Genomic DNA, 19,654 nt, shown 5'->3' on the forward strand with positions numbered 1-19,654 from the left:
CCGGGGCGGACTTCCTGCGTTGCAAACCCCCCGCGTGGTCATCGTCCGGCCCGACGCCCGGCCCGTCGCGAAGGCGCGAGGCGATCTCCGGATCGCGCTGGCCGTCCTCCTCCATCACGGCCCAGCACCCTGCGGTCACATAAGCCCAGCTGTCGCCGCGCGGACCGGGGCCCACGACGAGACCCCTCAGGCCGGGCGAGCATGCGCGCCCGTCCCGAGGCGACCGCCGGCCGCCGCCGGGCTCCCGGCGGCGGACACGGCTCAACTACCGTGGCCGCACACATGTCGTGCCGGGGCCGCACCGTCCCGGCACCGGGGAGGACGACGACACCATGCACATGCACCCACGCGCTCGCCGCGTCACGGCTCTGGCGGGGGCGGCGCTGCTCACCGCTGTCGCGCTGGCGGGCTGCGACGGCTCCGCGAAGCCGGCCGCCACGGGCGGAGCCGACAAGGCCGGCGAGTCCGCCGGGAGTCCGGCCACGTCCGCGAGCGCCGGCGCCGCGCCCACCGGGCTGCCGGCCTCGCTCACCTCGCAGAAGGCCGACTGGAGGAAGTGCGGGGCCCCGGAGGGCGGCGGCAGCACCCCGGACAGTCACTGGCGGTGCGCCACCGTGCAGGTGCCGCTGGACTACCGGAAGCCGGACGGGGAGACCATCGGCATCGCCCTGATCAAGCGTCAGGCGACCGACCGGGGCAGCCGGATCGGGTCGCTGCTCTTCAACTTCGGCGGCCCGGGCGGCTCAGGGGTGAGCATCCTGCCCCAGGCGGCGACCGAGTACTCCACCCTCAACACCCGTTACGACCTGGTGGGTTTCGACCCGCGCGGGGTCGCGGGCAGTGAAGGGGTGAGCTGCCGGAGCGACGGCGAGACCGAGGCGGCCCTGAAACGCGTCGACATGACGCCTGACACCCCGGCGGAGGAGGCGGCCTTCCTGAAGGACGGCGCGGACATGGGCGCCGGCTGCGAGAAGGGCTCCGGCAAGGTCCTGCCGTTCCTGACGACCACCAACACCGCCCGCGACATGGACCTGATCCGCCAGGTGCTCGGCGACAGGAAGCTGTACTACTTCGGCATGTCCTACGGCACGGAGCTCGGCGGCACGTACGCCCACCTCTTCCCGGGGAACGTCGGCCGGGTGGTGCTGGACGCGGTCGTGGACCCCACGGCGGACGCCGTCGGGCACGCCCGGAACCAGGCGACCGGCTTCCAGCGGGCACTGGAGAACTACCTCACGTCCCGGGGCGAAGACCCGGAGGCCGGAACCGCGCGCATCGCCCGGCTGCTCGCGAAGCTGGACAAGAGCCCTCTGCCGACCGACTCCGGACGCGTGCTCAGCGAGTCCCTCGCCATCACCGGCATCGTGACTCCCCTCTACTCGGAGAGCAACTGGCCGGCGCTGACGCAGGCGCTCGACGAGGCGGAGAACAACGGCACCGGCACCACGCTGCTCGCTCTGGCCGATTCGTACAACGGCCGGGACGAGAACGGGCACTACGACCCCCAGGCGCAGTCCCAGCGGGCCATCTCCTGCGCGGACAGCTCCCGGCGGCCGACCGGCGACGAGGCGGCGGCGCTGCTGCCGGAGTTCCGGAAGCTCTCGCCGGTGTTCGGCCCGTTCCTCGCCTGGGACACCGCCGGCTGGTGCGCGAACTGGCCGGTGGGCGGGGAGCACGACACCCCGGAGGCGAGCGCCCCCGGCGCGGCGCCGATCCTCGTGATCGGGACGACCGGCGATCCGGCGACCCCGTACGAAGGTGCCCGGCGGATGGCGACGGAGCTCGGCAAGGGGGTCGGCGTCCTGCTCACCAACAAGGGCGAGGGGCACGGCTCCTACGGCAACGGCACCTGCGTGACCACGAAGACGGACTCCTACTTCCTGGACGGGAAGGTCCCGGCGGACGGCTCGACCTGCTCGTCCTGACGCAGTACGCCACGGGCACGCGAAAGTCCCGTCCGCCCGGCCGGGCAGACGGGACTTTCGCGACACGCTTTAGTAGACCGGCTTCGACGGCTCGATCTGGTTGACCCAGCCGATGACGCCGCCGCCCACGTGCACCGCGTCGGCGAAGCCCGCCGACTTGAGGACCGCGAGGACCTCGGCACTGCGGACACCGGTCTTGCAGTGCAGGACGATCCGCTTGTCCTGGGGCAGGCCCTGGAGGGCGTTGCCCATCAGGAACTCGTTCTTCGGGATCAGCTTGGCGCCCGGAATCGAGACGATCTCGTACTCGCCCGGCTCGCGGACGTCGATGATCTCGATCTTCTCGTCGGCGTCGATCCACTCCTTGAGCTGCTTGGGAGTGATCGTGGAACCGAGCGCCGCCTCCTGCGCCTCCTCGGACACGACGCCGCAGAAGGCCTCGTAGTCGATGAGCTCGGTGACGGTCGGGTTCTCGCCGCAGACCGCGCAGTCGGGGTCCTTGCGGACCTTGACCTGGCGGTACTGCATCTCCAGCGCGTCGTAGATCATCAGCCGGCCGACGAGCGGGTCGCCGACACCGGCGAGCAGCTTGATGGCCTCGGTGACCTGGATGGAGCCGATGGACGCGCAGAGCACGCCCAGCACCCCGCCCTCGGCGCAGGAGGGAACCATGCCCGGCGGGGGCGGCTCCGGGTAGAGGCAGCGGTAGCAGGGACCGTGCTCGGACCAGAAGACGGACGCCTGTCCGTCGAACCGGTAGATGGAGCCCCAGACGTACGGCTTGTTCAGCAGTACGGCCGCGTCGTTGACGAGATAGCGGGTGGCGAAGTTGTCCGTGCCGTCCACGATCAGGTCGTACTGGGCGAAGATCTCCAGCACGTTCTCGGCTTCGAGCCGCTCCTCGTGCAGGACCACGTGCACGTACGGGTTGATGCCCAGCACGGAGTCCTTGGCCGACTCGGCCTTGGAGCGGCCGATGTCGGCCTGGCTGTGGATGATCTGGCGCTGCAGGTTCGACTCGTCGACCTCGTCGAACTCCACGATGCCGAGCGTGCCGACACCGGCGGCGGCGAGGTACATCAGGGCGGGCGAACCGAGGCCGCCCGCGCCCACACAGAGCACCTTCGCGTTCTTCAGCCGCTTCTGTCCGTCCATCCCGACGTCCGGGATGATCAGGTGGCGGGAGTACCTGCGGACCTCATCGACGGTGAGCTCGGCAGCCGGCTCGACCAAGGGTGGCAGCGACACAGGAACCTCAACAATGCAGGTGGTCGGTTTCTACGTACTTCACTTACGTACGGTTGTTCTCCCGGTAACACTGCCACGCCCTCACTCATTCCGAGATACCCGGTCCGATCCGCGAGACGATTTCGTCCCAGTAACCGGGCAGTGCCGCGAATGGATCGGTTTGCCGGTTGCGGCCGTCCCGGTCGGTGAAGAAGATCGTGCCGGCGCCCTGCCAGCGCGCGATGCGCATGGCCTCGTCCAGGTGGGTCCGGGGGACGCCGTGGACGAAGTGCGCGAACCGTTCGGGCGGGTACTCGGCGGTCCACTGGGCCACCTGCGACCAGCGGTAGTCGGGCCAGGAGCCCCGGAAGGTGACGAGCTGGTCGGCGGCCTCGGCGTAGCCGGGGTACGGATGGGTGCCGAGCCCCAGCACGATCCGTCCGCCGTCGCCGTCCGGCCCGCCCCGGACGGCTTCGCTCTGCGCGACGAGTTCGCGCAAGGTGGCGGTGAGCCGGCGGACCGCCGGGAGGCCGGCCCGCTCGGTGGGACAGCGGCCGAGGTAGAAGCCGCCGACCCGGTACCAGTCCAGGAACCGCTGGGCGTCGACGACCAGATCACCGAACGGCCGTGCCCCGTGCACCAGATCGAGGTGCCCGAGCAGCCGGCCGCCCGGGGCGGCGGCGCCGGGAGCGCACCCCTGCAGGGCACGCTCCCTGGCGCTGTGCAGCTTTCCGGCGGCTTCCAGGCAGTGCGGGTCGGGCCGGGTGCCCGGCCCGTCCGCGATGTTGAGGACCGCCCAGTGCAACGGCGTGCCGGGGCGGGTGAGTTCCGCCCACTCGGTGGGAGCGAGCAGCGGATGGGCGTATCCAGGCACACCGAAACCCATCTGCTCGTCCCCGCTCGTCCGGCGGGCCGTTCCCGTGCCGGTCAGATGCGGCACGCCGCCTCCATCCAGATATCGGCCAGGGACTCCTCCAGGTTGATCCGGGGGCGCCAGCCCAGTCGGTCGCGGGCGGTGCGCACATCGGCCTGCTGCCAGGCACCGCAGCCGTCCGGGTAGGGCGACGGAGTCGCCGCGAGATGTTCCATCACCGACTCCGCGGAGGTGCGCTGGGCGCCGATCGGGAGCCGGCCGGGCGGCACCTCCAACTCGTGCAGCACACCGGCGAACCCGGAGACCCGGGCGAGGACGGCCGCGGCGTCGCGCAGCCGGACGGCCCTGCCGGTACCGATGTTGACGACGCCCTGGGCGGCGGAGAGGGAGGCCGCGTGCACCGCCCGCGCCACGTCGCGTACGTCCACGAAGTCGCGCTGCACCCCGAGGCCGCTGAGCTTCAGCTCGCCGTCGCCGGACTGCATCGCGCGGCGCATCGCCTCGGCGAGCCGGCCGAGCGGGGAGCCGGCCGGGGTGCCGGGGCCGACCGGCGAGAAGACCCGCAGCACGACCGCGTCGAGCCCGGAGCCGAGGACGAGTTCGGTCGCGGCGAGTTTGCTGACGCCGTACGGGCCGCCGGGGCGCGGTACGGCGTCCTCGGCGGTGGAGGACCCGGGCTGCGAGGGCCCGTACTCCGAAGCGCAGCCGACCTGGACGAGCCGCGCCCCGCAGCCGCTGCGGCGCAGCGCCTCGCAGACGGTGGCGACCGCGACCGTGTTGTGCCGGGTCAGCTCGCGGGCCTGCCCCCGGGTGGCCCCGGCGCAGTTGACGACGACCCCGGGGTGGACGGCGTCCAGGAAGCGGGTGAGCGCCCCGGGGCTGCCGCCCGCGAGGTCGAACCGTACGTCGGCGTCGTCGCCCCGGCCGAGGGCCGTGAGGTGGACGGCCGGGTCGGCCAGCAGGCGGTCCGCGACGAAGCGGCCGAGGAATCCGTTGGCGCCGAGCAGCAGAACCCTCATCGTGCACTCCCAGGGTGCCGACGGCGGGTGGCCGGTGCGGCGGGTCGGCGGGTCATGTCCGGTTACTCCTTGATGGGGAAGGCGTGAGCGGTGTGGCGGACCCGCGGCGTCGGCCGGCGGGTCGATGGGCGGAGTGGTGCGGGGTGGTGCGGCCGTCGGCCGGACCGGGCGCGGTCGGCGGCGCCTGTCGCGGTCGAGTGCGCGGGGCCGGTGCGCGACGGCCGGTGCGCGCGGGGTCGGGTGCGCGGGAGCCGCCGCGCGCCGGGCAGGGTCAGTGCCGGTGGTGGGCGGAGGCGCGGGAGAGCGCGACGGCCGCGTGCCCCAGCAAACCGAGCGCGGCGGCGCCGCAGGCCAGGGCGGGTACGGCTCCGGTGCCGCCCTCGGCGACGAGCACGTCGACGGGCCGGGCCAGCAGGTCGAGGCCGGGCAGCCGGCCGCCCAGCACGAGGAGCGGGGCCGCCGCCTCGACCGCGCAGGCGGCGGCCAGCGCCGTGACGGCGGGGGCGGGCAGGCCGTGCGCGGTCTCCAGCCGGGCGAGGAAGAGCAGCAGTCCGAGGGCGTAGGCCGAGAGCGGTACGCCGTGGCCGCCGTACCCCAGGTCGGCGAGGAGCATGAGCGGCAGGAGAGCGGCGAGGAAGAGCGCGACGCTCGTCAGCAGCACCGGTCTCACCCCCGCTCCGAACTCCTCCAGCGCCCGGCTGCCGCCGAGTTTGCGGCGGGCGTGCACGGCGAAGAGGTGCGCGCACCAGGCGGCGGGGACCACGGCGAGGGAGAGGCCGAGGAGCGGAGCCGGGGTGCCGGGCCAGTGGCCGTCCGGACCACCGCTGAGGACCTGGTCGAGCAGTTCCTCCCCGTACACCGCGTAGCCGAGGAGCCAGCAGGTGTAGAGGGCGGTCCGGCCGGAGCCCGCCGGGGCGCGCAGCGGACCGGTGGCCAGGGCGGACCGGAGCGCGAAGAAGACCAGCAGCGCGCCGGCGGCCGTCAGCGCGTTCCGCGCGCCGGTGCCGAGCGCCCCCTCCGTCACCCGGAGCGCTCCGACGGTGGCGAGGCAGGCGGCCCCGGGCAGCAGGGCGTGCAGGGGCCAGGCGGCGCGGTGGTCGGGATCGTCGGCGGTCCGCCGGTCGGACGGCGGCCCGACCGGGCCGGTGGCGGGCCGGGGTACCCGGGCGTAGAGCTCCTCGGCCAGCGAGAAGACGTCCCGGTGGCGGTAGCGGGCGGCGGCCCGGTCGGTGATTCCGTGTGCCTCCAGCCCGGCGGCGATCTCCAGCGGGTCGACGGCGCGTGCGCAGAGCTCGCGGTGGTGCCGCAGCAGGGCGCGCACGGGGTCGGCGGGCGCCCGGCGGGCGGCGGTGGGGACGGGAGCGGGAGCCAGGTCGGGGACGGGGACAGGGACGGGCCCGGCTTTCGCGACGCCGGTGGCTCCGGCGCCGGTGGCTCCCGCGCCCGTGGCCACGGCGCGTTCCGCCGGGGCGTCCATCGCTCCGGCGCGTTCCGCCGCGGTGTTCTCCACCGCCGCGCCGCCCACCGCCGCGCCGCCCGCCTCCGCGCCGCCCGCCTCCGCGCGTTCCGGTGGCACGGGCTGTGCCGGGGCGCGTTCGGCCGGTGCGTCCGCCACGGAGCCGACGGCCCGAGCGGAGGGCTCGGCGGCGGGCGGCGGGGTGTTCGGCACGTCCAGGGCTTCGGGCACGCGGCCCATGAGGGTTCCTCCGTACGGTTCGTTGCCCGGGGCGGACAGGTGGTCGCGGGGGTCACGCATCGCCGTCCCCCGCTCCGGCCGTCGCGGCGGCGCCGACCTTCTCGGGTGCGGGTGCGACGGCCCGGACCGGGGTCCGTCCGGCGGCCGTTCCGGCGGGCCGCCGCTCCGCCGGGCCCGTGCGGGGCCGGCCGGTACGTACGTACTCCTCGGGCGGGACGGCGAAGGGGCGGGGTGCCGAGGCGTCCGGTGTTCCCCCGGTCCGCGGACTCCCGGCTTCCGGCCGGGCGGTGGCCGGGGCGGTGCCCCTCGGGCTCGGCGGGTGGCCCGCGGTCAGCTCCCGGTAGAGCGAGCGGAAGGCCGCGAGGTTCTGCTCCACGGTGAAGAGTTCGAGAGCGCGCGCCCGCGCCGCCTCACCCAGGCGCGCACGGCGCTCCGGGTCGCGCAGCAGCGCGAGGCACGCGTCGGCGAGCGCCGGGGTGTCGCGCGGCGGGACCACCAGTCCGGTGCCGCCGACGACTTCGACCACCGCGCCCACGTCCGTGGAGACGGTGGCCCGGCCGCAGAACATCGCCTCCACCAGGCTGATCGGGAAGCCCTCGACGACGCTGGACAGGACCACCACCCCGCCGGCCGCGTACGCCCCGGCGAGCTCCTGCGCCCCGGCCCCGCCGATCTCCTCGAAGCGGACCGGGCTCTCCACGGCCCCGGGCTCCTCCGTGCCGGGCGCGTCCCCGGCCCTGTCTCCAGCCCCGCCCCCGTCTCCGCCTCCGGGTCCCTCAGCGGTGGTCCCGGGGAAGAGCACGTCGGCCAGGGCCCGGCAGTGCGCGAGGTACGCGGCGCCCTCGGCACCTTCGACCGGGGCACCGAAGATCCGCAGCCGGGCACCGGGTTCGGCCCGGTGCACCTCGGCGAAGGCGTGCAGCAGGGCGACGAGGTCCTTGGCGGGCTCGACCCTGCCCACCCACACCAGGGTGTCCGGGCCGGCGCTGTCCCCCTCGCCCACCTGCGCGAAGCGCCCCGTCTCCATGCCCGGGTACACCGTGCGCAGCTTCGCGGTGTCCGCCCCGCAGCGTTGCTGCCAGCGGCGTACGTGGGTGTTGCCCGGGGTGACGACGGAGGCCTGACGGTAGACCTCGGTGGCCAGGAGTGCGTGGAAGTTGGCGAGCAGGGCGCGTACCGGCGCACCGAACGGCGCGTCCGTGGCGGTGAGGTAGTGCGTCCGCAGCGGCAGGCCGTGCTCGGTGACGAGGAGGGGAACGCCGAAGAAGCGTTTGGCCAGCAGTCCGGGGAGTGCCGCGGTCCCGCCGGAAGCCGCGTGGCAGAGGTCCACTCCGCCGAGGGACTCGGTGGTGTACCAGTCGAGCGAGAACGGCAGGAGCAGACGGGCGAGTTCGGTGGCGAAGGCCAGGTGGTCGGTGACGGTGGCGCGCTGCACGGTGCGGCCGGTTCCCCGGGCGCGGCAGGCGGATTCCAGTACGCGCAGGGCGGGTTCGGAACGGAGCGCGGTGGGCAGCCCGCCGTGCTCCCGGGCCAGTTCGGCGAGTCCGTAGAGCCCTTCGCCGAAGAGTACGGACGGTTCGACGGGCGTCCGCCCGGCCCCCGAACCGCCCCGGGGGTGCGTCGGACCGTCCGCGCCCGAGGCGCTGACCGCTGTGGCGAGCGCCGTCAGATGCGCCGTGAAGCGCCGGCGCTCGCGACGGCCGTAGGCGCCCCCGCTGCCGGTGACCAAGCGGGTGAGGCGGCCGCCCGGTTCGTCCTGCCGCACGCTCCCGTCCGTGGTCCGCCGCGGCGCGGTGTGCGGCGCGCTCCAGAGCGGCGCGGTCCGTACCCGCCCCACCTGCGGCGGCAGACTCACCCACCCGAGCTTCTCCTGGTGGGCGGAGCGGCTCAGCGCGTAGAGGTCGAACTCGTGCTGGGGAAGACCACGTACCAAGCGGTCGCACCACAGTCTGGACTCACCGTCCGCATACGGATAACCACCGTCGGTGAGCAGGCCGATACGCACGAGTACACCCCCGATCTCCCATGTGGGCGGCCACCGTTGGCCGGTGACCAGCGTCGGGACGACGTTAAGCGGATACGCCGGTGGCGCGACGGACGGTTGTCCGTCACGCCACCAGAAGGGGTGAACCGGCGTAACTTTCCCGGTCCCCACGCGTTTCGCCGCGGAACGACCCTCCGGACACGCCCCGTCAGACCGTCGCGAGCTCCCCCGCGCGCCGCTCTCCGGGCCGTCGGCGCCCCCTGATCGAGGGCGGGCACGGCGGCCGCGGGGGGTCGTCGGGTGTACGGGTCGCGCGGGGAGCCGTACACCTCCTCGACGGCACCCTGTTCGACGGTCCGGCCGTGGTGCATCGGCGCGACCCTGTCGCCGGCCCGCCGGGCCGCGCCTGCGGGCCGGGTGGCGCCGGGGACGTGGCCCGGCGGCCGTGCGGGACACCCTCGGGGACGCGGACAGCGGCCGGAACACGACCTGGCGGGCGGCGACGACCGAGAGGCCGGCGCCGCGACGCCCGGTCGCACCGACGACCGCGCGCTCCGGGGCGGCGCTCCCGGAGGTGATCAGGAGGGTGCCCCCGCGGAGGGTCCCGAACGACCGCTCACCGGCATGTCCACGCGGAACGAGACGGACGCGTCACACGGCGGACTCGCGACTCACTGGATCAACTGACGGGGTAGACCCAGGGGTTGGGTTTGCACGAGATCCCGTCGATGTCCAGCGACTTCGTCTGCTGCTGCATCACGGGCGCCAGGGCGCCCGGGGTGCGGCAGCTCACGTGGTTGTGCCCGAGCCGGTGTCCGACCTCGTGGTTGATGAGCATCTGCCGGTAGGACAGGAGCTTGTCGGGGCCGAAGGTGACCGACCCCTGGGCCCAGCGGTAGGCGTTGATCATGACGCGCTCGGTGGACGCGGAGTCGCAGGAGACGTTGTCCTCGGTGGTGTCCAGGCCGGACTTCTCGCACCAGACCCCGGTGGTGCCGGGACTGGCGAGGGTGATGACGAAGTCGGGCGCACCCCTGGAGATCCGCTCGAACGTCATGTCCCCGTGGTGCGCCCAGCTGCGGTCGTCGTTGAGGGTCTTCTGTACGGCCTCCGCGAAGAGGGCGGGGTCGAGCCCGAGCCCTTGCTCCACGTCGATCCGGTAGCGGTACTTGTGCCCGGTGCCGGGCGCCTTAGCCGCGCCCGGGACGGCCTCGAACTTCCCGTCGCCCGCCAGATCGGCGGCGAGCGGGTAGGGCGTGGCCATCTTCTGCTCGTACGTCAGCGCCTTCAGCGGTGCGGCCGTCGGCGTCGCGGCAGTGGCCCGCGCGTCGGAGCGCGCGTCGTCCTGACCGCTCCGCGGGGTCCCGGACCCCTGCGGGGAGTCGCCCCCGCCGTGCCCCTGGGCCACCTGCCCGGCGACGACCACGGCCAGCACCGTGGTCACCGCCGCCGCCGCGATACCGGTGAACGTCCGCCCCTTGCCGCCCCGGCCCCCCTTGCCGGGGGTGCCGTCCGCTTCGCCGGAACCGTCGCCGGCCCCGCCGTCCGGGCCGTCGGCGCGCCGGTCCGGCGCGCCGGGGGATTCCTCCGCCGGTGCGGGCACGGCCACCCTCGACGGGACCTGCCGTACCGGAAGTCCCACGGACGGCGCCTCGAAGGCGTCCACGAACTCGGGCCGCGGACCGGGTATCAGCGGCGTACCGCCGGGCGCGGGCCGCACCACCGCACGCCCGGCCGGAGCGCCAGGGCCTTCGGCACGGGACTCGCCTGCGCGCGGGTCTCCCGTACGGGAGGTCCCGGCGCGGGGACCTGCGGGCGGAAATTCGCCCGAACGTGTCTGCTGCCGGGCCGGGTCGGCGGGCCGCGCCGACCGCGGGGCCTCGCCGGGGCCGTAGCGCGGCTGCGGGCCGGTGCCCCAGCCGCCGCCTGGTTCGCGCTGTTCGGGGTGGCCGCCACGCACCTGCGGTACGCCCTGGAACGGGGTGTCCCGAGCCGCGTCGGGCTGCCGCTGTCCGTCGCGGCCGGCGGGCGCCGGTTCCGGCGTCCTCCTGCGGCGCCCACTGCCGGAGCCCGCCCCCGATGCACCGACCGGGGCCGGTGCGGCCTCGCCCGCCGGGCCGTTGGCCTCGGCGCCCCTTCGGCTGTGTCGTCCCACGCCCCGGATCAGCTCCCGCCGTCGTATTCCACCAATTCCCGGACCGCCTGGGCGACCGCCTCCGGGTACTCCATCATCGCCACGTGCCCGGCTTCGGGCAGCGACAGAAGGCGCGAGTCGCGGAACGCCTCGGACGCCCTGCGTGCCATCCGGTACGAGACCAGCTTGTCCCGTCCGCCGTACACCAGGAGCGTCGGCGCGAGTACCCGCTCGGCCTGGCGCCACAGCCCCTGCTGCCCGCCCAGCGTGTACGCGTCGACGATCCCGCGGGCGGAGCGCGCCATGGCGTCCCAGAAGTACGGCAGCTCCAGTCGCCGTTCCATCTCGGCCACCGCCTGGCGGAAGCCCTCCTCGGTGATCCGCGTGGGATCGCCGTAACAGAGTGCCATGACCCCGCGGGTGCGCTGCTCGGCGGTCATGCCCCGGCTGAGCCGGGAGAAGAGCGCGGCGACCCCGGGGAGCGCCAGCAGCCCGGTCGGCACGGCCGGCCGCTGGACACGGATCTCGGGCAGCGCGGGCGAGACCAGGGTGAGGGTGCGCACCAGGTCGGGGCGGACGGCCGCGACCCGGGTGGAGACCGCGCCGCCCAGCGAATTCCCGACCAGGTGGACCGGACCGCGCCGCTGCGCGTCGAGCAGCCGGATCACCGCCCGGGCGTGTGCGGTCACCGAGTAGGCGCCGTCGTCCGGCGGCGGGGAGTCGCCGAATCCCGGCAGGTCGACCGCCTCCCCGTCGACCACGTCCTCCAGCAGCGGCATCAGGGCGGACCAGTTCTGCGAGGAACCGCCCAGGCCGTGGACGTAGAGCGCGGGAGGGAGCCCGGCGCGCACGCCGGGCCGGGAACGGACGGTCAGGCTCAGCCCGGCCAGGGGAACGGTGCGCAGACTCTCCCCGGACCCGACGCGCACGGCACTGACCGTGGGGGCGACCGCCGCGGCGGCGGCCTGGACACCCGGCAGCTCGGTCGAAGACATGCGGCAATGTTACGAGACGATCACGCGCCGATTCATGTGTTCGCGGTCACAGGCCGCATCGCGGGGCAGGAGTCCAGCTCATAGGCTTCGGATGACGGACGGAAGGGAGTCACCATGACGGTCGACCCGAGGGACCCGGAGACGTTCGAGGACGAGCAGCCGGACCCGGCGGGCCTGGAGACCCCCGCCGCGGACGCCGCGGAGCAGCGGACGGAGGTCCGGCAGGAGGAAGACGAGCCGCTGACGGAGGCAGGCACCGAGGAGGCCGACGAGGCCGACGTCGCGGAACAGACCAAGGTGGTCGCCGAGCACGAGGACGACTACCGCTGAGCGGTCCGCGCGTCACCGGCCGCGACCGTGCGTCCGGCCCCGCCGGGTCTGGGGCACGGTCGCGGCCGGCGCCGGAGCGACGTGCGCGCGGCACCGGGAAATGGCCAAAAGTCGCTCCGCGCGGGGCGATTACCGCTGAAACACGCAGTTCAGGGCCGTTTCGTCCCGGCCCGGCCGAGGATGCGGCGCCGGTCCGTGGCTACCGGAGTTGTCCGGTCCGTGAAATTCTGCGTCCGCGCCGCGCGCACCCGGGTTACCCAAAAGTACGATGGCCATGCGGCGCGGCAAGCACGGGACACCGTGTCGGATCACACATTTGGGAGGCGGCGTGAGCGCCATCGAGCAGACAGAGGCAGCGCGCCCGCGGGGCACTCGCCTGCCCCGCCGCGCCCGACGGAATCAGCTTCTGGGCGCCGCCCAGGAGGTCTTCGTCGCGCAGGGCTACCACGCCGCCGCGATGGACGACATCGCCGAGCGGGCGGGCGTCAGCAAGCCGGTGCTCTACCAGCACTTCCCCGGGAAGCTGGAGCTGTACCTCGCGCTCCTGGACCAGCACTGCGAGTCGCTGCTCCAGGCGGTGCGCACCGCCCTCGCGTCGACGACGGAGAACAAGCAGCGCGTCGAGGCCACCATGGACGCCTATTTCGCGTACGTGGAGGACGAGGGCGGCGCCTTCCGCCTGGTCTTCGAGTCGGACCTGACCAACGAGCCCGCCGTGCGCGAGCGGGTGGACCGGGTGTCCCTCCAGTGCGCCGAGGCGATCTCGGACGTCATCGCGGGCGACACGGGCCAGTCCAAAGACGAATCGATGCTGCTGGCCGTCGGCCTCGGCGGAGTCGCCCAGGTGGTGGCCCGTTACTGGCTCTCCAGCCCCTCCGGCATCCCCCGCGACACCGCGGTGCAGCTGCTCACCTCGCTCGCCTGGCGCGGCATCGCGGGGTTCCCGCTGCACGGGACCGAGTAGCGGCACCGGGCGTGTTCGCTCCCGGCGTGGCCGGTCGGGCCGTGGGCGCTCGGCCCACCGGGCTAATGTGGCTGCGTACGGCGCGGCTACCGCGCAGGGACTGACCGTCGGAGGGACATAGCCGTGGAGGTCAAGATCGGGGTGCAGCACACGCCCCGCGAGATCGTTCTGGAGAGCGGGCTTTCCGCCGAGGACGTCGAGAGCGCGGTCGCCGAGGCGCTCGGCGGCAAGGCGCGGCTGCTCAGCCTCACGGACGAGAAGGGCCGCAAGGTCCTCGTGCCGGCCGACCGGATCGCGTACGTCGAGATCGGCGAGCCGACGGCCCGGCGTGTCGGGTTCGGCGCACTGTAAGTGACACCGGGCCGTCTCCGACGGCCCGGCGCAGCACGACGGAACGGCCCGGTGGGAATCCCGCCGGGCCGTTCCGCATGTCCAGGGACGCGGAGGGAACACGGTCGGACTCCGCCCCGCCGGGCCGCTCCCGGGGGGGCGTCGGACTCCGCCGATCCCAGGGGCCGTTCCGTACGCCGTCCCCGCTCACCCCCGGTGGAACAGCGCGCTCCGCCGAAAGGTTTCCCCCGACCCCGGAAGGGTTGCGTGACGTAGGTCACGGGTAGGACGGCGTAGGCAGCGTCCTACGGATCAAGGGCGGCCGCGGCCGGGCGTACCGCGCCGGGCGCCGTGCCCGTCCACGATCCACCGGCCCCTGCACGGCGAGGGCCCACCGGCCCTCCCCCGTCGCTCCGCGCGGACGGGGACGTACCGACGAACCCCGCGAGGTGATGCTCCGTGATCTGGGAATCCTTCGGCTCCGTCGTGGTCGGGCTCGCCCTGGCCTGGGCCGCCCTCCACGTCCTGCCCGGCCGGCTGCCGTCGGCCCGCGCGGTCTACCCCACCGGTGCCCTGGGGGCACTGTTCGGGGCGTATCTGACGGACGGTGTGCTGTACTCCGGACACGCCACGGCCACGGTCGCCGGTGCGCTGGTCGTCGGCGCGGTGACGTTGTCGCTGCTGCTGCGGCCGCGCGGCCGGAGCCGGATCACCGGCTCCGCGGCCGCGCGATAGGTCGGTCGGGGACGGACCGCGGGTCCGCGGGGCGGGCGTCAGGCGGCGAGGCCCAGGGCTGCCATCCGCTTGGTGTGCGCCTCGGTGATCCGGGAGAACATCCGGCCGACCTCGGCCAGGTCGAACCCGTCCGCCACGCCGCCCACCAGCATCGTCGACAGGGCGTCGCGGTCGGCGACCACCCGCTGGGCCTGCGAGAGCGCCTCGCCCATCAGCCGCCGGGCCCAGAGGGCGAGCCGGCCGCCGACGCGGGGGTCGGCCTCGATCGCGGCACGCACCTTGGCCACCGCGAAGTTCCCGTGGCCGGTGTCGTCCAGGACGGCGAGGACCAGGTCCCGGGTGTCCGCGTCGAGCCGGATCGCGACCTCGCGGTAGAAGTCGCTGGCGATCGAGTCGCCCACGTAGGCCTTCACCAGGCCCTCCAGCCAGTCGGAGGGAGCGGTCTGGCGGTGGAAGTCGTCCAGCGCCTTGGCGAAAGGCTCCATGGCCCCGGTGGGGTTCTCACCGACGGCCGAGAGCCGCTCGGTGAGCTGCTCGAAATGATGGAATTCCGCGGAGGCCATCTTCGCCAGTTCCGCCTTGTCCCCGAGGGTCGGCGCGAGTTTGGCGTCCTCGGCGAGCCGCTCGAAAGCGGCCAGCTCGCCGTACGCGAGGGCGCCCAGCAGATCCACCACGGCGGCTCGGTACTGCGGGTCGGCCGATGCCGCCGACCAGCTTCCGGCGGCGGTACCGGTGGGGGCGGGGGCTTCGTCGGGTGTGCGAGCGGCGTTGTCAGGCGTCTCCATGGAGCGCACAATAGCCCGCACGGCGTCGGTGGTAAGGGCCCGGTCCACCACCGAGATCACACCGTTCCGATGAATTCGCCCAACACACATGCGCGAATCCGGGGTACAGTGGTAATGCGCCTACTGAGCATTTTCGTATGCCCGGGGCGCGCCCTTGAATGAGGATGCCCGGTCGGTGGCCCGATCGGCTCCGACCCGACAGCCCTCCGCGCGGGTCGTACACACCGTACGACCGCAGATGAGGGGCCCCCTCAGCGGCACGAGCGCTCGAGCGACGGCAGTGGTCCCGCGCCACCCGCGCCCTCCCAGGGCCGGATGACCAACCCCGGCACGGTACGACCCCCAGCGTTCGCCTCGGTCCGCGTCTCACAGAAGAGGCAGCACCCTGACTACCTTCCGCGACCTCGGGATCCTCCCCGAGACGGCCGAGGCCCTCGAAGCCGTCGGCATCACGTCCCCCTTCCCGATCCAGGAGATGACCCTCCCCGTCGCGCTCTCGGGCAGCGACGTCATCGGCCAGGCGAAGACCGGCACCGGCAAGACGCTGGGCTTCGGCCTGCCGCTCCTGGAGATCGTCACCGTCCCCGCCGACGTCGAGGCGGGCCGGGCCGCGCCCGAGAAGCTGACCGACGCGCCGCAGGCGCTCGTCGTCGTCCCCACGCGCGAGCTCTGCCAGCAGGTCACCAACGACCTCCTCACCGCGGGCAAGGTCCGTAACGTCCGCGTCCAGGCCATCTACGGCGGCCGGGCGTACGAGCCCCAGGTCGAGGCACTGAAGAAGGGCGTCGACGTGGTCGTCGGCACCCCCGGCCGACTGCTCGACCTCGCGGGCCAGCGGAAGCTGGACCTGTCCCACGTCCGCGCCCTCGTCCTCGACGAGGCCGACGAGATGCTGGACCTCGGCTTCCTGCCCGACGTCGAGCGCATCCTCACGATGCTGCCGGCCAAGCGCCAGACCATGCTCTTCTCGGCGACGATGCCCGGCGCCGTGATCAGCCTCGCCCGCCGCTACATGTCGCAGCCCACGCACATCAACGCCACGTCGCCCGACGACGAGGGCACGACGGTCAAGAACACGACCCAGTTCGTGTACCGGGCGCACAACATGGACAAGCCCGAGATGGTCTCGCGCATCCTCCAGGCCGACGGCCGGGGACTGGCGATGATCTTCTGCCGCACCAAGCGCACCGCCGCCGACATCGCGGAGCAGCTGGAGAAGCGCGGCTTCGCCTCCGGCGCGGTCCACGGCGACCTCGGCCAGGGCGCCCGCGAGCAGGCGCTGCGCGCCTTCCGCAACGGCAAGGTCGACGTCCTCGTCTGCACCGACGTCGCGGCGCGGGGTATCGATGTCGAGGGTGTGACCCACGTCGTCAACTACCAGTCCCCCGAGGACGAGAAGACCTACCTGCACCGCATCGGCCGCACCGGCCGCGCGGGCGCCAAGGGCACCGCGGTGACGCTGGTGGACTGGGACGACATCCCGCGCTGGCAGCTGATCAACAAGGCGCTGGACCTGAAGTTCCCGGACCCGCCGGAGACGTACTCCACCTCGCCGCACCTGTTCGAGGACCTCGGCATCCCCGAGGGCACCAAGGGCATACTGCCGCGGGCCGAGCGGACCCGTGCGGGCCTGCGCGCGGAGGAGCTGGAGGACCTCGGCGAGACCGGTGGCCGGGGCCGCAAGGCTCCCGCCTCCTCGGGTCCCGCCCGCGAGGTTCGCGAGGAGCGCCCCGCGCGCACCCCGCGTCAGCGCCGCCGCACCCGTGGCGGAGCCGGCGAGGAGGGCGCCGCCTCGGTGCCCGCACCCGCCACCGAGGCCGTACCGGCTCCGGAGGGCGCCGGGACCGCCGGGGCGACGGAGCCGCGCACCCCGCGCCGCCGCCGTCGTGGCCGGGTCGGTGTCGCGGAGGTCGTCGCCGCCGAGGCGGCAGCCGTCGCCGTCGCCGAGGCCCCCGCACCGGTGGCCGTCGTGGAGGCCCCCGTGGCCGAGGCTCCGGCCGTGGCCGAGGCGACCAAGCCGGCGCGCCGTCGCCGCACCCGTGCCGCCGCTCCGGCCGAGCCGGAGTTCCAGACGGTGGCCGTCGCCGTGGGCTTCACCGAGCCCGCCGCGGAGACGAAGCCGCGCCGCCGTCCCCGGGTCGTGAAGCCCGCCGCCGACGAGGTCGACTTCCAGATCGCCCCGCCCTCGGAGCCCGAGTCCGAGAGCCGGACGCGCCGCCGTCCCCGTACGGCCGCGAAGCCGGCCACGGAGACGAAGGCCGAGGCGAAGCCCGAGACGAAGCCCCGCACGCGCAAGGCCGCCGCGCCGAAGACCGCCGTGAAGGCCGAGGCGGCTCCGGCCGCCGAGGCCGACGCCGCGGAGGAGAAGCCGAAGCGCCGTCGCCGGACCGCCGTCAAGCCGGAGACCTCCGTGGTCGCCGAGGCGGAGGCCGTGGCGAGCGAGGCGGCCGAGGCTCCGGCCCGGACCCGTCGTCGCCGTACGCGGCCGGCGACCACCGAGGCCGCGCCGACCGAGAGCTGATTCCCACGCGGCAGCGACCGCGTGCCGGACGGTCCCGCTCCCCCGCACACCGGGGGACGGGACCGTCCGGCGTTTCCGGTCCGGCCGACGTTCCCGACCTGCCCGGGCCGTCTGGCGGGGGCAGGGCGGCCCGGGCGGCGGGGGCGGGGCGGCGGGGACGGGGCGGCGGGGACGGGGCGGGACACCGCCTACCCTCGTCCCATGAGCCGGCCGCCGACCTTCACCCCGCCCCCCTGTGCCCGCGCCCGCGCGTTGCGCACCCCGCGCGGCGACTTCGCCGTCCTGGACGCCGCACCACGTACCGACGCGCGGGGCACGGTCCTGATGCTCCCCGGCTACACCGGGAGCAAGGAGGACTTCGTCGCTCTCTTCGAACCGCTGACCGCCGCCGGATTCCGCGCCGTCGCGGTGGACGGCCGGGGGCAGTACGAAAGCCGGGGAACGGGCCGTCAGGAAGACTACGCACAGGGCGAGTTGGCGCGGGACGTGCACGCGCAGGCGAAGGCGCTCGGCTGCGTGGACGGCACGTTGCCGCATCTGCTCGGCCATTCACTCGGCGGTCAGGTCGCCCGTGCCGCCGTGCTCCAGGACCCCACGCCCTTCCGCTCGTTGACGCTGATGTCGTCCGGCCCGGCCGAAGTCTCCGCGGGGCAGCGGGACAAGGTGAAGCTGCTCGGCGAAGCGCTGTCCGCGCTGACCATGGAGCAGGTGTGGCAGGCGATGCGGGCGTTGGACCCGCCGCAGGACGCGGACACCGGCGGCGGTGAGGATCTGCGCCGCCGGTGGCTGCGCAACGATCCGGCGCAGCTGCTCACCACCGGCCGCCAGCTGTCCGTGGAGCCGGACCGGGTGGACGAGCTGGCCGCCACCGGCCTGCCCGTCCACGTCCTCTCCGGGGAGCGCGACGACGTGTGGCCCGTCGATCTGCTCACCGCGATGGCCCGCCGGCTGGGCGCTCGCCGCACCACGATCGCGGGCGCCGAGCACTCCCCCAACACCGGCCGCCCCGAGGAGACGGCAGCGGCGCTGGTGGCGTTCTGGTCCGGCCTCTGAGACCCGTCCGGAGCCCGCCGGGGCCCGCCCGAACCCCGGTGCGTGCGATCGCACGGCGGAGGATCGCCCCGATACCGGATGTACCGGGGTGGTCCCGACGACGCGGCGAGCGTGCGTGCCAGACGCCGCCGGGCAGGCGGGACTTTCGGAGCACGGCCTAGAACTGCGCCTGGAGGTGCTGCCAGAAGCCGTCGCGCAGCGCCCTGCGCAGCGGGGCGTGCCCGCGCAGGGAGTGCTGGAGCAGGCGTTCCGCCTCGACCAGGAGGTCCTGGTCGACGGAGCCCGGCAGGTACGGGTGGCCCGGCATCAGGTCGACCAGGGACTCCCGGCCCTTGGCCGCGAGCCAGGCGGCGGCGACCTGCGCCCCGACGAAGCGGACGTCCTCGCGGGAGGGCGCGGGCCCTTCGTCCTCGTACGTGGTGACCGGGCGGCGGGTGACGTACGGGCGGCAGAAGTCCAGGTCGAAGGTGCGCTGGCTGTCCACCTCCCAGAGCAGCGGCTCGGCCTGGTTGCGGCCCTCTCCGGCCTCGATGCCCCAGAGGTGCACCCGGGCGCCGTACCCCTGCGCGGCCTCCACGGCCGAGACGAGGTCCTCGTCGCCGCCGACGAGTGCGGCATCGCTGATGGCGCGGTGCCGGGCGAGGGATTCGAGGTCGGTGCGGATGAGGGAGTCGACGCCCTTCTGCTGGTTGTTGGCGTTGAGGTTGCCGAGGCGCACCTTGACGTCGGGCAGTTCGGCGATGGACTGCTGCTCGGTGGTGTGGATGCGGCGCCGGGCGCCGTCGTACCAGTAGACGCGCAGGAGCCGGCTGTCCGCGAAGATCGTGCGGGCCTGTTCGATGAACGCCTCGATCAGTCCTCCGGAGTCGAGGTCGAAGGAACGGCGGTCCTCGGTGCCGGTGACGAGGAGTCCGGCGGCGGCGTAGACATAACCCGCGTCGACGAAGATCGCGTGGGTGGAGGGGGTCTTCGAGACCTCGGCGAGCACACGGTGGAGGAGCTGGTTCGTCAGGTCCAGGCGGTCGCGGACGTCGTCCGGGGTGGCGGGGTAATCGGCATCGGTCATGGGCGACTCGACGTCC

Annotated in this window: 16 protein-coding genes; 7 read left to right on the forward strand and 9 right to left on the reverse strand. The window is 74.1% G+C overall.

From position 1 onward, the window contains the following. The first annotated feature begins 332 nt into the window (after positions 1–332). A complete protein-coding gene (locus OHT52_RS08645; protein WP_328719542.1) occupies positions 333–1,925 on the forward strand; it encodes an alpha/beta hydrolase in 1,593 nt (530 codons plus the stop codon). A gap of 69 nt (positions 1,926–1,994) precedes the next feature. Here the strand turns inward: OHT52_RS08645 and moeZ are convergent, their stop codons facing one another. The 7 genes from moeZ to OHT52_RS08685 all read right to left on the reverse strand — a co-directional run bounded on the left by moeZ (position 1,995) and on the right by OHT52_RS08685 (position 11,854). Further along, positions 1,995–3,173, reverse strand: coding sequence for an adenylyltransferase/sulfurtransferase MoeZ (moeZ, locus tag OHT52_RS08650; protein WP_328719543.1), 1,179 nt, complete (start codon positions 3,171–3,173; stop codon positions 1,995–1,997). Between the two features lie 85 nt (positions 3,174–3,258). Further along, positions 3,259–4,092 carry a spherulation-specific family 4 protein gene (locus OHT52_RS08655; protein WP_328719544.1) on the reverse strand — a complete coding sequence of 278 codons (834 nt, stop codon included), beginning with the start codon at positions 4,090–4,092 and terminating at the stop codon, positions 3,259–3,261. Next, complete coding sequence (locus tag OHT52_RS08660; protein WP_328719545.1) at positions 4,080–5,045, reverse strand: NAD-dependent epimerase/dehydratase family protein; 966 nt, start codon at positions 5,043–5,045, stop codon at positions 4,080–4,082. Before OHT52_RS08660 ends, OHT52_RS08655 begins: the two co-directional genes overlap by 13 nt. A gap of 271 nt (positions 5,046–5,316) precedes the next feature. Beyond that, positions 5,317–6,522 carry a hypothetical protein gene (locus OHT52_RS08665; RefSeq protein WP_443046777.1) on the reverse strand — a complete coding sequence of 402 codons (1,206 nt, stop codon included), beginning with the start codon at positions 6,520–6,522 and terminating at the stop codon, positions 5,317–5,319. 271 nt (positions 6,523–6,793) lie between these two features. Then, on the reverse strand, positions 6,794–8,746 hold the full coding sequence (locus OHT52_RS08670) for a DUF3492 domain-containing protein (RefSeq protein WP_328719547.1): 1,953 nt from the start codon (positions 8,744–8,746) through the stop codon (positions 6,794–6,796). Positions 8,747–9,404: 658 nt separating this feature from the next. Then, entirely contained in the window at positions 9,405–10,880 is a 1,476-nt protein-coding gene (locus OHT52_RS08680) for a DUF3152 domain-containing protein (RefSeq protein ID WP_328719548.1), read from the reverse strand. Between the two features lie 8 nt (positions 10,881–10,888). After that, positions 10,889–11,854: an alpha/beta fold hydrolase gene (locus OHT52_RS08685; RefSeq protein ID WP_328719549.1), complete on the reverse strand. Its 966-nt coding sequence runs from the start codon at positions 11,852–11,854 to the stop codon at positions 10,889–10,891. 114 nt (positions 11,855–11,968) lie between these two features. On the opposite strand from OHT52_RS08685, the gene OHT52_RS08690 reads away from it, so the two are divergent. From OHT52_RS08690 to OHT52_RS08705, 4 genes are all read left to right on the forward strand, one after another. After that, positions 11,969–12,184, forward strand: a complete 216-nt coding sequence (locus tag OHT52_RS08690) for a hypothetical protein (RefSeq protein ID WP_328719550.1) — start codon at positions 11,969–11,971, stop codon at positions 12,182–12,184. Between the two features lie 328 nt (positions 12,185–12,512). Next, positions 12,513–13,148 (forward strand): TetR/AcrR family transcriptional regulator, encoded by a 636-nt coding sequence (locus tag OHT52_RS08695; protein WP_266708815.1) that lies wholly within the window; start codon positions 12,513–12,515, stop codon positions 13,146–13,148. A 123-nt stretch (positions 13,149–13,271) separates the two neighbouring features. Then, a complete protein-coding gene (locus OHT52_RS08700) occupies positions 13,272–13,499 on the forward strand; it encodes a DUF3107 domain-containing protein (protein WP_266708813.1) in 228 nt (75 codons plus the stop codon). A 438-nt stretch (positions 13,500–13,937) separates the two neighbouring features. Next, a complete protein-coding gene (locus OHT52_RS08705; RefSeq protein ID WP_328719551.1) occupies positions 13,938–14,213 on the forward strand; it encodes a hypothetical protein in 276 nt (91 codons plus the stop codon). Between the two features lie 38 nt (positions 14,214–14,251). Here the strand turns inward: OHT52_RS08705 and OHT52_RS08710 are convergent, their stop codons facing one another. After that, entirely contained in the window at positions 14,252–14,998 is a 747-nt protein-coding gene (locus OHT52_RS08710) for a ferritin-like fold-containing protein (protein ID WP_328719552.1), read from the reverse strand. A gap of 475 nt (positions 14,999–15,473) precedes the next feature. Here OHT52_RS08710 and OHT52_RS08715 point away from each other — a divergent pair, with 475 nt between their 5' ends. Both OHT52_RS08715 and OHT52_RS08720 read left to right on the forward strand, forming a co-directional pair. Next, positions 15,474–17,519, forward strand: a complete 2,046-nt coding sequence (locus OHT52_RS08715) for a DEAD/DEAH box helicase (RefSeq protein ID WP_328719553.1) — start codon at positions 15,474–15,476, stop codon at positions 17,517–17,519. A 201-nt stretch (positions 17,520–17,720) separates the two neighbouring features. Then, positions 17,721–18,572: an alpha/beta fold hydrolase gene (locus OHT52_RS08720; protein WP_328719554.1), complete on the forward strand. Its 852-nt coding sequence runs from the start codon at positions 17,721–17,723 to the stop codon at positions 18,570–18,572. A gap of 157 nt (positions 18,573–18,729) precedes the next feature. Here OHT52_RS08720 and OHT52_RS08725 read toward each other — a convergent pair whose 3' ends face one another. Beyond that, positions 18,730–19,638, reverse strand: coding sequence for an NYN domain-containing protein (locus OHT52_RS08725; RefSeq protein WP_328719555.1), 909 nt, complete (start codon positions 19,636–19,638; stop codon positions 18,730–18,732). Positions 19,639–19,654: the final 16 nt, after the last annotated feature.

This window comes from Streptomyces sp. NBC_00247 (assembly GCF_036188265.1).
Taxonomy (GTDB): domain Bacteria; phylum Actinomycetota; class Actinomycetes; order Streptomycetales; family Streptomycetaceae; genus Streptomyces.

Coding starts and splice junctions, on each gene's coding strand:
- OHT52_RS08645 (WP_328719542.1), top strand. CDS start 333: ATGCACATGCACCCACGCGCTCGCCGCGTCACGGCTCTGGCGGGGGCG.
- OHT52_RS08660 (WP_328719545.1), bottom strand. CDS start 5,045: ATGAGGGTTCTGCTGCTCGGCGCCAACGGATTCCTCGGCCGCTTCGTC.
- OHT52_RS08665 (WP_443046777.1), bottom strand. CDS start 6,522: ATGGACGCCCCGGCGGAACGCGCCGTGGCCACGGGCGCGGGAGCCACC.
- OHT52_RS08685 (WP_328719549.1), bottom strand. CDS start 11,854: ATGTCTTCGACCGAGCTGCCGGGTGTCCAGGCCGCCGCCGCGGCGGTC.
- OHT52_RS08690 (WP_328719550.1), top strand. CDS start 11,969: ATGACGGTCGACCCGAGGGACCCGGAGACGTTCGAGGACGAGCAGCCG.
- OHT52_RS08710 (WP_328719552.1), bottom strand. CDS start 14,998: ATGGAGACGCCTGACAACGCCGCTCGCACACCCGACGAAGCCCCCGCC.
- OHT52_RS08715 (WP_328719553.1), top strand. CDS start 15,474: ATGACCCTCCCCGTCGCGCTCTCGGGCAGCGACGTCATCGGCCAGGCG.
- OHT52_RS08720 (WP_328719554.1), top strand. CDS start 17,721: ATGAGCCGGCCGCCGACCTTCACCCCGCCCCCCTGTGCCCGCGCCCGC.
- OHT52_RS08725 (WP_328719555.1), bottom strand. CDS start 19,638: ATGACCGATGCCGATTACCCCGCCACCCCGGACGACGTCCGCGACCGC.